At 44.6% G+C, this 14,308-nt stretch carries 9 protein-coding genes; 4 read left to right on the top strand and 5 right to left on the bottom strand.

The genetic code is table 11. The features are described 5' to 3' along the window. Positions 1–232 precede the first annotated feature (232 nt). Positions 233–1,456 carry a mechanosensitive ion channel family protein gene (locus CS948_RS02370; protein ID WP_099290156.1) on the bottom strand — a complete coding sequence of 408 codons (1,224 nt, stop codon included), beginning with the start codon at positions 1,454–1,456 and terminating at the stop codon, positions 233–235. 265 nt (positions 1,457–1,721) lie between these two features. Between CS948_RS02370 and CS948_RS02365 the strand changes: the two genes are divergently transcribed. Continuing rightward, positions 1,722–4,541 (top strand): pitrilysin family protein, encoded by a 2,820-nt coding sequence (locus CS948_RS02365; RefSeq protein ID WP_099290155.1) that lies wholly within the window; start codon positions 1,722–1,724, stop codon positions 4,539–4,541. Between the two features lie 48 nt (positions 4,542–4,589). On the opposite strand, the gene CS948_RS02360 is transcribed toward CS948_RS02365, so the two are convergent. Beyond that, entirely contained in the window at positions 4,590–6,710 is a 2,121-nt protein-coding gene (locus CS948_RS02360) for an HRDC domain-containing protein (RefSeq protein WP_099290154.1), read from the bottom strand. A gap of 340 nt (positions 6,711–7,050) precedes the next feature. Here CS948_RS02360 and CS948_RS02355 point away from each other — a divergent pair, with 340 nt between their 5' ends. Next, positions 7,051–8,286, top strand: coding sequence for an MFS transporter (locus CS948_RS02355; protein WP_099290153.1), 1,236 nt, complete (start codon positions 7,051–7,053; stop codon positions 8,284–8,286). 60 nt (positions 8,287–8,346) lie between these two features. Here CS948_RS02355 and CS948_RS02350 read toward each other — a convergent pair whose 3' ends face one another. The 3 genes from CS948_RS02350 to CS948_RS02340 form a co-directional block, all read right to left on the bottom strand. Beyond that, positions 8,347–10,368 (bottom strand): thioredoxin family protein, encoded by a 2,022-nt coding sequence (locus CS948_RS02350; RefSeq protein WP_099290152.1) that lies wholly within the window; start codon positions 10,366–10,368, stop codon positions 8,347–8,349. A gap of 160 nt (positions 10,369–10,528) precedes the next feature. Then, the gene (locus CS948_RS02345) at positions 10,529–12,076 is read right to left on the bottom strand and encodes an Rne/Rng family ribonuclease (protein ID WP_099290151.1); all 1,548 of its coding nucleotides are present in this window, start codon (positions 12,074–12,076) and stop codon (positions 10,529–10,531) included. Between the two features lie 189 nt (positions 12,077–12,265). After that, the gene (locus CS948_RS02340; protein ID WP_176554875.1) at positions 12,266–12,574 is read right to left on the bottom strand and encodes an HU family DNA-binding protein; all 309 of its coding nucleotides are present in this window, start codon (positions 12,572–12,574) and stop codon (positions 12,266–12,268) included. A 239-nt stretch (positions 12,575–12,813) separates the two neighbouring features. Between CS948_RS02340 and CS948_RS02335 the strand changes: the two genes are divergently transcribed. After that, positions 12,814–13,527, top strand: coding sequence for a hypothetical protein (locus CS948_RS02335; protein WP_141560863.1), 714 nt, complete (start codon positions 12,814–12,816; stop codon positions 13,525–13,527). Positions 13,528–13,857: 330 nt separating this feature from the next. Further along, positions 13,858–14,274, top strand: a complete 417-nt coding sequence (locus CS948_RS02330) for a single-stranded DNA-binding protein (protein ID WP_099290148.1) — start codon at positions 13,858–13,860, stop codon at positions 14,272–14,274. The last annotated feature ends 34 nt before the right edge of the window (positions 14,275–14,308 follow it).

Below are 14,308 nucleotides of genomic sequence, written 5' to 3'. Positions count from 1 at the left end.
AAATTTAAATCTTTAACTAATATATCTCGTATCAAAAATGTAAAAACATGTATATAATTCCCAATAAAAAACATATTTATTCCTATTATAATAGGCTATAAATAGGAGATAAATAGGAAATAAATAGGAATTGATACATATGAAATATAAATAATATACATCTTACATGTGTATCTTTTTGCTTATTTTACACAATAAACCTGTATTTCCCTTCATAATCTTCCCCCCTCGTTTACAATTTTGACGGGTACTGGTAGATACGCAAATGAAAATAAGGCATCACGGCAAGCAAATGATCGAAAATATCAGATTGCACTTTCTCGTAAGCCACCCACTCCTGAATGCGTGAAAAACAATAGATTTCCAACGGGATTCCCGTGGCAGACGGTTGCAATTGCCTCACCATATACGTCATATCCATATTCAGATTCGGGTTTGCTTCCAGTTTCCGAACGGCATATTGACGGAAAATCCCCAAATTCGTCAGTCGCCTCTCGTCCAACACATCCCCTTTCCCCTTGTTCTGTTCTGTCAGCACGGGAAGTATATCCTCAATATATCCCTTCAGAACGTCAGATTTTCTCAACATGGCGATCTCCTCGTCCGACAGGAAATGCACCGAATTCATATCTATATTAATAGAGCGCATAATCCGCCGTCCCGCCGATTCCTGCATTCCCCGCCAGTTCGTGAAAGAATTGGAAACCAACTGGTAAGTAGGCACTGTCGTGATCGTCATATCCCAATTTTGCACCTTCACCGTGTACAAATTGATTTCCAGCACCGTCCCGTTCGCATTATTACTCGGCATCACGATCCAGTCCCCGATACGCACCATCTGATTGGACAACAACTGCACACCCGCGACAAACCCCAGAATCGCGTCTTTGAAAACCAACATCAATACCGCCGCGAAAGCACCCAATCCGACCAACAGATTACGGGGCGACTCCCCGATAAACACGCTCACGATCGTGATAACGACCGCCGACACCACGAATATTTTGATTACCTGCACGAACACCTTGATAGGTCTGTCGCGCGCTACCGGGTAGGACTCGTAAATCCGGTTAATGGCATCCAGTACCGTGACAATCACGTATCCCGCCACCACCAGAATCCACGCCACGATAAAACGGTGGAAAAGCTCAATATGCTCCCACTTCCCGTAAACAATCTTAAAGGCAAAATCAATAAACAGCGGGGGTATCAAGTTAAAAATTCTCTGGAAAACATGTTCATCCAAAAACACGTCATCCCACTTGGTCTTGGTACGCTTGACCACTTTGGCAAGCAACCTCATCACCCCTTTACGGAGAAAAAGAGTGAACAAAAAAGCAATCAGACAAATAACCGCAATCTGTAACATCACCTCCACGAGTGAAGCCGTTTCGGGATCTTTAATTCCCAAGTTAAGCCAAGAAAACCACTTACTTATATTTATCTTCCAAATCATACTATTCCTCTCCTTTTTTATATGCCCTATACGAGAATTGAACAGGAAAAAGTTAAGAATTACAGATTTTTCTGATTCCAAAACACCTGATAAGTTAAAATCATATTAACATATAATCTTTCCGACTACCTCGGGAAGCCTTCATTTTTCTCTATTTTTACAATTCCGCCATAAATTAACGTTAAAGATTTTAAGCGACAGGATAAATTTGCTTACACTTTACTATATTTGCAGACACAAACATTAAAACATTAAAATAATTCGTATGACAAAAAGACTATTAACCGTGTGTGCTTTATTGGCGCTGCTCAGCTCTAGCCTGTTCGCCCAATATGACATGAAAGCACCACTTCCCAAAGACCCGAATGTCAGAACGGGAAAATTAGCTAACGGCTTGACTTACTACATTCGCCACAACGCGGAACCCAAGGACAGAGCAAGTTTCTACATCATCCAGAACGTGGGAGCGATCCTCGAAAACGATGACCAGAACGGATTGGCTCACTTCTTGGAGCACATGGCATTCAACGGTACCAAACACTTCCCCGGAAGAAAAGGTATCACCAATATGTTGGAAAAACACGGGGTTGAATTCGGTAGAAACGTGAACGCCTACACCGCGCAAGACGAAACCGTGTACAATATCAGTGATGTTCCCACCACGAACGAAGGACTTTTAGACACTTGTCTGCTCGTGCTTCACGATTGGTCGCACTACCTTCTGCTCGTTGACGAAGAAATCGACGGTGAAAGAGGCGTTATTTCCGAAGAGTGGAGAACCAGAAGAGACGCGGGATTCCGCATGAGAGCTGTAACCATGCCGGTTCTTTTGAACGATTCCAAGTACGCGAAAAGAGATGTAATCGGTGATTTGGACATCATCAAAAACTTCAAATACCAGACTCTCCGTGATTACTATCACAAATGGTACCGTCCCGATTTGCAAGCGATTGCAGTTGTCGGAGATTTCGACGCTGAAAAAATGGAGCAAAAGGTAAAGGAATTATTCTCCAAGATCCCGACTCCGGTAAATCCTGCCGTGAGAGAAACTTTCGAAGTCCTTCCCCACGACGGAATCAAGTTCGTGTGCGCCACGGATAAGGAAGTAACTAATTCTTCCATCGCCGTTTACATCAAATACCCGGCTCCCACGAAAGAAGAAAAAGGACTGAACGAAGCCTTGAAGAAAGGACTTGTTCAATCATTCTACAACACGATGTTGGCTCAACGCATCAACGAATTACTCCAAAAAGGTAATCCTCCCTTCATCAACGGAAGCGCAGGCTTCGCCGGTGGTATCGTGAGAGGCGTCAACGCTTATTACTTCGGGGCAACAGCAAAACCGAACGAGGAAGCTGAAGCATTGGAAGCCATCTACCGTGAAAATGAAAGAGTAAAAAGATTCGGCTTCACGCAAGGAGAACTCGAAAGAGCAAAAACAAACATGTTGGTAGGTTTGGAATCGGCTAACAAGCAAAAAGACAAAACCACTTCCGAAGACTATATCGATGAAATAAAAGAAAACTTCCTTGAAGGAGATCCTATCGTTGACTTCGATTACTATTACGAGTTCGCGAAAGCGGTTATCCCGACAATCACCGTTGACGAAGTTTCCGCATTGGCAAAACAATATATCGTTCCGACCAACATGGTAATCATCGTGCAAGGACCGGCAGAAGGTGTGAAACACATCACGGAAGCAGAGGCTCTCGCCACGTTGAAAAAAGTTGAAGATTCTCAACTTGAACCCTATCAGGACGAATCTGCCGAAGCCAAACTGATCAACAAAGAGTTGAAAGGCTCAAAAATCATCGCTACCAAGAAATTACCGCAATTCGAAGCAGAAGAGTGGACTTTGGAGAACGGCGCAAAAATTGTATTCCGCAAAGCAGATTTCGAGAAAGACCAAGTAGCCGTGGCTTCTTACAGCAAGGGGGGGACCTCTCTATACGGTGTTGACAAATTAGCTTCCGCGCAAGTTGTCGCTGATTTCGTTGGAGCTTACGGATTAGGCGACTACGATGCTATTACCTTGAAAAAATTGTTGACAGGTAAACAAGCAAACGTCGGTATCGGTATCAGCGGATTGTCAGAATCTGTCGGTGGTGCTTCAACTCCCGGGGATTTCGAAACCTTGATGCAATTAATCTATCTGAAATTCGAGGAACCTCGTTTCGACAAAGAAGTCCACAACGCGATCATGCAACGTAACTACGCGGCTATCGCGAACATGGACAACAACCCGAAAAAAATCATGCAGGACTCTATTAACATGATCATGAGCAATTACAGCCCGAGAACCCTTTTGTTTGGGAAAGAATTCTTGGATAAGATCAGTATAGAGCAAATCGAGGAAATTTATCGTGACCGTATCAAAGATATCAGCGACTTCACGTTCTTTATCGTGGGTAACATTGACGCTGAAACCGTGAAACCGTTGGTTGAAAAATACTTGGGTTCCGTGCAGTCCTTCAACCGCAAAGAGAAGTGGGTTGACAACAAGGTAAGAGGCCCGAAAGGAAAAACCGTGAAGGTGATCGAACTTCCGTTGCAGGACCCGAAAGCTACCGTTATCACGAGCTTCTCTAAAGATATGAAAACCAGTATTCACGACAATATCTGCCAAAACATCTTGAAAGGAGTACTCGATCAAAGATACCTGACAAATATCCGTGAAAAAGAAGGCGGTACCTATGGAGTAAGCGTTCAAGCCGGATCATCCAGAGAACCGTACGAAAGTTATAGCATGAGCATGATGTTCGATTGCGACCCGGATAAGGCTGACCACTTGAAATCATTAATCTATGCCGAAATCGACTTGTTAATGAAAGAAGCTCCTACACAGGAAGAGATCAGCAAGGTTATCACGACCATGAAGAAAAACCGTGAACAATCCAAACCTCACAATAACTATTGGATGAGTGCTATCCAAACTTACTACCTCCGCGGTATCGATATTACCGACCCGAAAAACTTCGATAATATCATCGACAAGATCACCCCGAAGGATGTACAGAAATTCACCAAGAAATTATTCAAGGGTGCCGACGTGGTTGACATGATGTTCATTCCGGAAGCAAAATAATTATTATTTGATATAGAAAAAAGACCGCTCAAAAGCGGTCTTTTTTTTTTAAAACCCTCTATATTCATCTACCATACTCAAAATCAAAGCACCGTAGCGCTCCACTATCTTTTTTCCGATTCCCGGAACGGCAAGCAATTCTTTCGTGTTTGTCGGTAGCAGATTACTGATGCCCAGCAAAGCTTTTTGCTGCAACACCGTGTACACGGGCAGTTTCAAACGTTCGGCTTCTTTATTCCGCCATGTCCGAAGCGTGGTATATAATTTCGGGTGCAATATGTCGGAGGACACTTCCGCCTTTACCGTACCCGCTTTCTTTGCCTTGATTTTCACTTTCGGGGCATCAATCAAGGCTTTTGCCTTCGCCCGTAAATAAGCGGTCACGGAGAAACCATTCCCTATCGTCTTCAAAGTCTCCATTTTCAAGGTTATTTCAGCCCGGAAACGTTCCATGGCTTGTTCGACGGACTTCCTTACTTCCTTGTTGTCAATTTCCGGTATCGCTTCCTCCAGAAAGTCCCCGAAAATTGTCTTCGTGTGTTCACGAAAATAAGCCGCACCTTTACGTACCCGTTCCGCGATCACCGGATTGTTCTCGTAAACCCCGTTTTCCGGCATCAAGCCCTCCAACTGGTTTTGAAATCGCTCCGATACCATCAACAGCTCCTCCGCGCAACGGGCTCCCGCCACGCGGTAACGCTCCACCCATTCGGGATACAAGCGACGCAATTGCTCGTCCAGTATCCGGTACAAATAATGCAACCGCCAACGTATAGACTCGTAATCAAATTGTTCCAGCAACAACTCCCGGAAGTACGATTGCCGTGCCTGATGCAGCTCCTCCGTGCCGGGTTCATGTTGCTCCACCTCACTCACGAACTGATCGATAGCATTATCATTGATCAGTGAACGGGGCGTCACGGGAGAACTCAACACCAATCCCTCGAAAGTCTTGCAACGGCTCAACGCCACGTACACTTGCCCGTGAGCGAAAGCCGCGTTCGCGTCCACGATTGCCCGCTCGAACGTCAATCCCTGACTTTTGTGTATCGTGATCGCCCACGCCGTCTTCAACGGGTACTGGCTGAACCGCCCTTCCACCATCTCGACGATCTCCTTCGTTTCTTCGTCCAACGTGTATTTCGTGTTCGTCCACTCCTCCCGGTTTACCAGAATCCGCATTCCGTCCTCTTTCCCCACGACTTCGATCGTGTTATTATTAATCGCCGTGATCTTGCCTATTTTCCCGTTATAATAACGTTTCTCCGGGGAGGAATCATTCTTCACGAACATCACCTGTGCCCCTTTCTTCAACACGAGTAATTCATCCGTGGGGTACGAGTACGCCGGGAAATTATCTTTTATCTCCGCCCTGAACGTGTAGGCTTGAGTATTCAATGCCGCCATTTTCAGATCATTAATCCGCTGCGCTTGATGATTATGCGTGGTCAGCGTGATATACCCGTCCTCATCCGAAGGGGTAAATCCCGGTATACATCGTTGATTCAAAGTATTCAACACGGAGGCATCAATCTGTTTTTCCCTTATCCGGTTCAACAGATCCAAAAAGATACCATCCTGCTGACGGTACACCTGCTTCAGCTCTATCGGCACGTAACGGGTTGCCGCCAACGCCTTGCTATGGAAAAAATAAGCCGACTCGTAATGTTGTTTCAACAACATCCATTCGTCATCCTTCACCACGGGAGCCAACTGTTGCAAGTCCCCGATCAACAACAACTGCACCCCGCCGAAAGCCTCGTTACGGTTCCGGTAACGACGCAACACGTCGTCCACCGCGTCCAGCAAATCCGCCCTCACCATACTCACCTCGTCGATCACCAGCAAGTCGATCGTCTTGATAATATTTATTTTTTCCCGACTGAACTTATTCGTGAAACGAGCCTTCCCGTCATGCGTTATCACATCCGTGACACCCGGTATATACGGCCCGAAAGGCAACTGGAAAAACGAGTGAATGGTCACTCCACCCGCATTAATCGCCGCCACACCCGTCGGAGCCACCACGATCATCCGCTTCGGGGAACGCTCTTTCAAGTTCCTCAGAAACGTGGTCTTTCCCGTTCCCGCCTTTCCCGTCAGGAACACGTTCACCCCAGTATATTCCAAGAAATTAAACGCCAACTCTAATTGTGGATTACTTTCCATGAATCAACACTTTTCGTGAATTATTACATATTCAGGTCATTACAGACGCCCTACTATGCAAAGATATGGAAAATCTACACATTTTATTAGGATCATTCGTATTATATATCTATTTTCGTGGAAATTTACATGAAATACCATCTATGAAGATTTATCATTTCTTTATGGCAAGAAATTACAGGGTGAGAGGCTAACGAAGTCCAGGACTTGTTTTTCCGGCTATCTTGAGAAACTTTCCATTCACGGGAAAGATTCTATTTTCGCATTTATTATTTAAAAAAGAAACGACACATCCCGGGGTGAGATGCGTTTAAACGTTTAAAATTCATACAAAACAACCATGAATAATTGGAAAAAAGTATTCGCTATTATATGGACAGGACAGTTTTTCTCCATTCTGACCAGTTCACTTGTTAATTTCGCTATCATATTATGGCTGACATTCGAAACCAAATCAGCTGAAACACTGGCATTTGCCACGATATCAGCCTTACTCCCGCAAGCCGTGTTAGGTCTATTCTCCGGTATCCTCATCGATCGCTGGAGCCGGAAATGGATTATGATACTATCGGACAGTTTTATTGCCTTCTGCACCTTCATTCTTGCCGTACTGTTTTACTTCGGGCAGGCAGAGGTATGGGCAATATACACGTTACTGGCATTACGTTCTGTCGGATCGGCCTTCCACATGCCCTCCATGCAAGCGTCCATCCCCTTGTTGGCACCGGAATCCCAGCTTTTACGCGTCGCGGGAATCAACCAGATCATACAATCCGTCTGTAACATCGCAGGGCCCGCTTTAGGGGCATTAGCCATCACGATGCTCGATATGACTTACGTTCTTATGCTTGACGTGGCAGGTGCGTTACTCGCTTGTACCTCGTTATTGTTTGTCACCATTCCCAACCCGAAACCCGGTGAAACGAAAACGAAATTGAACCTATGGCAAGATTTACAGGAGGCGCAAAGGGAAGTCACGAGCCATAAAGGAATGACACTCCTTTTCCTGCTTTCCATACTGGCAACTCTTTTTATCATGCCTATCAGCGTATTGTTCCCGTTGATGACTCTCAATCATTTCTCCGGAAGTGCTTACCAGATGAGTCTGGTAGAGGCAATATGGAGCGTCGGTTCCCTTGCGGGCGGACTCGTGTTAAGCCTCCGTCAATACAAGGTCAATAAAATAGTGCTGATTAATTCAATGTATATCCTGCTGGGTATATCATTCCTGTTCTCCGGGCTTTTACCGCCCACGGCATTCGTGTGGTTCGTGATACTGACAGCCATAGAGGGCGTATCAGGCTCCGTTTACTACGCCTCATTCATGGCCGTGGTACAAACAAAGGTCAATCCCGCCGTCCTCGGTCGTGTATTTTCCATATTCATGAGCATCAGCATGTTCCCCTCCATGATCGGGCTAATGGGAACCGGATATATCGCCGACAATATCGGCATCTCGAACACCTTCGCCATCGGCGGACTCGTGATCTGTGCCATCGGTATTATCTCCTTCTTTATCCCCTCCCTGTTTGCGGTTGGACGATTAACTATCGAAGGAAAGACTCGAAATATTTGAGCAAGCAAAGAGGGGCTTCCGCAATGGAAACCCCTCTTCTCTCTTATTATTAATCAAATCTTATTTGTTGGCACGAGCTTTATACTCTTTCAAACCGTCTTGCAAAAACTTCACGAATGCATCCCGGTCTTTATTATGACCTCTGGCAGGTTGCAATACATGTGGTTTCAGCTCTTTGTCACTTCCATGACGGCTATCCAGCAATATATAGTTCGGTTGAGCGTTGGATTCAAACATTTTGATCTGGAAATCAGTGTTTTTCTTTCCAAGCGTGTTTTTCTTCTTACCATCATAGTCGGAAACATATACTTCCTCTGCCGGTAATTTGGTCTTATCGTCCACGTAGAGAGCCACAACAACATAGTCGTTTTTCAACATCTCCATCACGCGAGGATCAGACCATACACTCTGCTCCATCTCTCGGCAATTCACGCAACCGTGACCCGTGAAATCGATAAACAAGGGCTTATCTTGCGCCTGTGCGGCTTTCAGAGCCTGATTGTAATCGAAATATCCATCCAATCCATGAGGCAAGTGCAAGAAGTCGGAATATTTCACCGGCTCATCGGAAACACCGTTGGAAGATTGATTCCCCACCCGGACACCACTTTTCATGATCTCCTTGGCGTTATCGCGAACGATACGGTTAATATCGAAGTCTATCGTTTCTTGTGGCGGGAAGTATCCGGCAAGAGCTTTTAACGGCGCACCGAACATACCCGGTATCAAATAGATCACGAATGACATCGTGATAATAATCATCACCAAACGAGGAACACCTATATGAGTTAATTCACTATCGTGAGCGAATTTGATTTTACCCATCAAGTACAATGCCTGCAAAGTGAATACAGCTACCCAGATAGCGATGTAAACCTCACGGTCTAACAATCCCCAGTGATAAGTCTGGTCGGCTACCATCAAGAATTTAAGACCTAAAGCGATCTCTATAAATCCTAATACCACTTTCACGGCGTTCAACCAACCTCCGGACTTCGGAAGATTGCTCAATTTCGAGGGGAAGAACGAGAAGAACCCGAAAGGCAAAGCCACGGCGATAGAGAATCCTAACATACCGATAATCGGACGTAACACGGATCCGCGAGCGGCCTCAACCAACACGGTTCCCACGATCGGTGCGGTACAAGAGAATGATACCAGTACCAGCGTGAATGCCATGAAGAAAGCACCTACATATCCGCCCTTATCCGCTTGTTTATCTGATTTGTTCACCAACCAAGCCGGCAACACGATTTCGAACGCCCCGAAGAAGGAAGCGGCAAAAACCATGAATATGATAAAGAAGCAAATATTAGGCAGCCAGTTCGTGCTCAACCAGTTGATAAATCCCGGTCCTAACAGGAAAGAGATAATCAATCCCAACGCCGTGTAAATACCGACGATGGATAAAGCGAAGAATATAGCTTTAGCTTTTGCCTTAGCCTTATTGGCATCCCCGTGCATAAAGAATGATACCGTCATCGGGATCATCGGGAACACGCAAGGCATCACGACAGCAAGCAAACCACTACCGAATGCTACCCAGAAGAATATCCACAGGTTATCGTCCTGCTCTGCATCCTTCTCCGCGGAAGCCTCAGCAACAGTAGCTTTAGCACCACCTTTGTCCTCTAACTTAATGGTAAAATCTTTTGAACCCGGCACGCAAGCACCCTCTTGGCAAGCCTGAAATTCAACACTACCGGTCACGGCAGTTACTCCCGGATCGGTAACCTTGATCTTTTGCTTTACGGTATACGTGTCCGCGAAATACAGCACATCTACCTTAAAGACATCATCGTGTTTTTTGTGCGGTTCACTCTCTACCGGAGCCCCAACCAATTCTACACCTTTACCAACTTCCTCGATCGAGATTGATGTTGGCATCGGTCCTCCTTCCGGGGTATTGATTGAATAAACCGTCCACCCGGGTTGGATTGTTGCTTTAAAGGTCAAAGTGTACTCGTTATCCCCGGTTTTCTCCTGCGAGAACGTCCAACTGGTCGGGTCGGAGATCTGGGCAAAAGCCGAGAAGGCACCCATGAACAACGTAAAGATCAACGTCAATAGTCTTTTTTTCATAAAAAATTATTTAATAAAACATCAAATTGCATGCTTCTCGAAATCGTATGCATTATCACACAGCGGACACAAAAGTACCATTAATTTGCAGTAGCGCAAATCCATGGTACTATTTTAACATCGATTTAATACGAGAAAACAAAATTGTAAGTAAAACTACCTATTCTGATTCTATTTCTCTATTAAAACGATTAAAAAACTTATACTCGTAAATATAAAAAGAAGGCACCCCGACCACTTTCAAATGTATACGATGCTTAAAAGCCCACTTCCTGCGTAGTGACCAGAAACCTTTTTTAAGATACGCCTCGATAAACGGATGTACCTTCAACACCAGATATTTAATTTTCTTCTCTTCCACGAGGTATTCCAGTTGGTCTTCAATCTTGTCGATCACCAGAATAGCGGCATCCGCTTTCCCGCTCCCGTGACAAACGGGGCAAGTTTCCGTCGTCGTCACGGTCATTTCCGGACGCACCCGCTGGCGGGTGATCTGCATCAATCCGAATTTACTTAAAGGAAGTATGGTGTGTTTAGCACGGTCGAGTTCCATCGCCGAGCGCATTTTCTCGAACAATTTTTGGCGGTTCTCCGCACTCTGCATATCTATAAAGTCGATCACGATAATCCCTCCCATGTCACGCAGTTGCAATTGGCGGGCAACCTCGTCGGCAGCAGCCAAATTCACTTCCAACGCGTTGGATTCCTGATCATCTCCCAGCTTCACGCGGTTCCCGCTGTTCACGTCGATCACGTGGAAAGCCTCGGTATGCTCGATAATAAGATAAGCACCGTTCTTGAACGAAACGGTACGTCCCAGCGAAGACTTGATCTGTTTATCTACCCCAAAATGGTCGAAAATCGGCACATCGGTAGATATATATTTCACGATATCTTCTTTCTCCGGGGCTATTGTACTGATATAGCGTTTAATTTCTTTACTCACGGCTAAATCATTGACATATATATTCTCGAACGAGGGATTCAAAATATCCCGGAGAATGACACTGGTCCGGTCTATCTCCCCCAGTATCAATTTGGGAGGTTCGATATCCCGAATATGCTTGAAAGCCATTTCAAAACGCTCCACAAGCTCTGTTAATTCACTGTCAAACAACTCCGCATTCTTCCCCTCGGCGACAGTTCTGACGATCACCCCGTAATTCTTGGGGCGTATACTTTCAATCAGTCGCTTCAAACGCTTCCGTTCCTCGACCGACTTAATTTTTTGTGACACCGATACCTTTTCAGAAAAAGGCATCAACACAAGGTGACGACCGGCGATACTTAACTCAGACGTCAAACGCGGTCCTTTCGTAGATATAGGTTCTTTCGCCACCTGCACGGCAACGTATTGTCCCACGGAAAGCACTTCCCCGATTTTCCCATTCTTGTTGATTTCCGGCTCCAGCTTCAATTTAGCGACAGGCATCCCTTTCCGAGCGATACACTGTTTGATATAACTGTCTAAAGAATAAAACTGGGGACTGAGATCAAGGTAATGTAAAAAGGCGTCTTTCTCGTAGCCCACATTAACGAAAGCAGCATTCAACCCGGGCATAATCTTCTTGACTTTCCCGTAGTAGATATCCCCTACTGCAAACTTTACGCTAGTCTTCTCCGTCGTCAACTCTACCAATCGCTTGTCTTTTAACAAAGCGATCACAATTTCTTCCGCTTTTACATCTATGACTAACTCAGTATTCACTACCCGATAATTAATCTATTAATCAAAATAAACCTAAAGGCACTGTAGCCCTTAGGTTTATATTTTCTACTCACAAACGATGACTATTTCTTCTTATGTCTATTCTTTCTAAGTCTCTTCTTCCGTTTGTGAGTGGCCATCTTATGTCTTTTTCTCTTTTTTCCGCTTGGCATAATTTCACTCCTTTCTTTATTTTACTTGATCTTTAACCTGATTCACGAAACTCTTCGAAGGCTTGAACGAAGGTATATTGTGAGCCGGGATCTTGATTGTTACATTTTTGGAAATGTTACGAGCGGTTTTCTCTGCTCTCTGCTTCACGACGAAGCTACCAAAACCTCTTAAATACACATTCTTTCCATCAATTACAGAACCTTTAATCGCTTCCATGAAAGCTTCAACAGTCGTTTGTACTGCAACTTTTTCAATACCAGTGGTTCTGGAAATTTCATTCACAATGTCCGCCTTTGTCATTTTCTTTAAGTATTTAATATTCAATAATATATTTCATTTATCCTAGATTTCAGTCTGCAAATATATATCTTTTCCACAAACAATGAAACAAACTTCGCCATTTTTGTCAATATTTTTTGATGTCTATGTTATTCAAGCAAAGGATAAACCCTATAATCGTACCCGTAATAAAACAATTTTCTCATCTTTTTTCCTATATTTGTACCCGATAACAGCTAACTCGTCGTTTTTATAGTATAATTTACAATTTAATTAAAAGAAGTATGAGAAAATCTATTGTATGCGTGTTCATGATGCTTTGTGCATTACATTTATTCTCTTCCTGCAACGACGGGATTGTCAGAACATGGAAACTTAGTCAAATCAAAACGGAAGAAGTCCCGGGAGGGAAACCGAAGTTCGTGTCCGGACCTCTATTCATGACATGGGAAGCATCCAACGATGCCGTGCTGGGCTTCTTCAAAGTTACAGGCATCCCCACGATGGTCGTTCCCATGGGAAGCAGCAAGCTGGCTCAACAATTAAAAGACATCACGTTCCAGAAAGACGGTAATGTTGTTGTGACCTATGCGGTTCCAAACCAAGAGGGAACAGAACCCCAATGGGAAAAATCCAAACCGGGAATGGTTACATACAAGGTAAAAGACGATCAAATCCTCTTTTTCCCGAATGTTGACAATCTTCTGGCTTCCTTGCCGGCAGACAGCTTGAGAAACAACGCCACGCTGAACGAGGCCGTTGAAATGGTAAAGAACGGCATCCCGGTAAACTACAAGCTGGAAGGCAACACGGCGAAATTATTTATCGACAAACCTTTCATTGAAAAAATATTCCCCCTCATTCTCGCCGGACTCAATAACGTTGATCCCGCCACGATGGGAAACATGGGCGGAATGATCAAAGGATTGCTTCAAGGCATCCCCTCCGTTTTGCAAAAAACCACGAAACTGGAAATAGGGTTGAATCTGGAAAAATAGATACAACCGAATTTGAAAAAGGTAAGGTAAAAATCAACCTTACCTTTTTATTACGATATTCCTTTCTCGAACCGTTTCCCTACCCCCACTTAGCCTTTCCCCACCTCCATAAACACAGTAGAATTAAATCATAAACACACCATCAACGGTGATTTACGTTCATGCTACGTCCATGCTTCGAAGATGCTACGTCCATGGTGGCGAGCATCGGTAATGCAAGCATTAACAAAGGGGCAAGCAAGACACAAGAGATAATTTACAAAATATATTTTTGTTTCTCCGAAAATATTCCGTAATTTGTGACGAATTTTAACCCATACTTATTGATATATGGTAAACAAAGTCATTCTAATCGGAAATGTCGGGGGAGATCCCGAAGTAAGATACCTTGACGGAGGTGTCGCCGTGGCTCGTTTCAGCCTTGCCACATCGGAGGTGTACAATAACAAAAACGGGGAACGCGTGACGCAAACCGAATGGCACAATATCGTTCTTTGGCGTAGACTTGCCCAAACCGCGGAACAATACGTGAAAAAAGGCATGATGCTATACATCGAGGGACGCATCAGAACCCGTTCATGGGACGACCAGAACGGCGTGAAGCGTTACACGACGGAAATCTACGGTGACAACTTCCAGATGTTATCTCGCAAGCAAGACGGCAACGACCGTTCGCAAGACACCCCCATGCCACCGGCACCGGATTTGAGCGCGGGAAGTGACGATAGTGACGATCTACCGTTTTAGTTTTTACGCCTATTCTTTCGGCGATTTAAGTTTA

Source organism: Butyricimonas sp. Marseille-P3923, from assembly GCF_900184685.1.
Classification (GTDB): domain Bacteria; phylum Bacteroidota; class Bacteroidia; order Bacteroidales; family Marinifilaceae; genus Butyricimonas; species Butyricimonas muris.
The sequence above is the reverse complement of the archived record's forward strand: the minus strand, read 5'-3'. Positions and strand labels throughout refer to the sequence as shown.

Excerpts from the sequence above, each read along its gene's own strand:
- CS948_RS02365 (WP_099290155.1), top strand. The coding sequence starts at position 1,722 with ATGACAAAAAGACTATTAACCGTGTGTGCTTTATTGGCGCTGCTCAGC.
- CS948_RS02360 (WP_099290154.1), bottom strand. The coding sequence starts at position 6,710 with ATGGAAAGTAATCCACAATTAGAGTTGGCGTTTAATTTCTTGGAATAT.
- CS948_RS02330 (WP_099290148.1), top strand. The coding sequence starts at position 13,858 with ATGGTAAACAAAGTCATTCTAATCGGAAATGTCGGGGGAGATCCCGAA.
- CS948_RS02335 (WP_141560863.1), top strand. The coding sequence starts at position 12,814 with ATGAGAAAATCTATTGTATGCGTGTTCATGATGCTTTGTGCATTACAT.
- CS948_RS02370 (WP_099290156.1), bottom strand. The coding sequence starts at position 1,456 with ATGATTTGGAAGATAAATATAAGTAAGTGGTTTTCTTGGCTTAACTTG.
- CS948_RS02355 (WP_099290153.1), top strand. The coding sequence starts at position 7,051 with ATGAATAATTGGAAAAAAGTATTCGCTATTATATGGACAGGACAGTTT.
- CS948_RS02350 (WP_099290152.1), bottom strand. The coding sequence starts at position 10,368 with ATGAAAAAAAGACTATTGACGTTGATCTTTACGTTGTTCATGGGTGCC.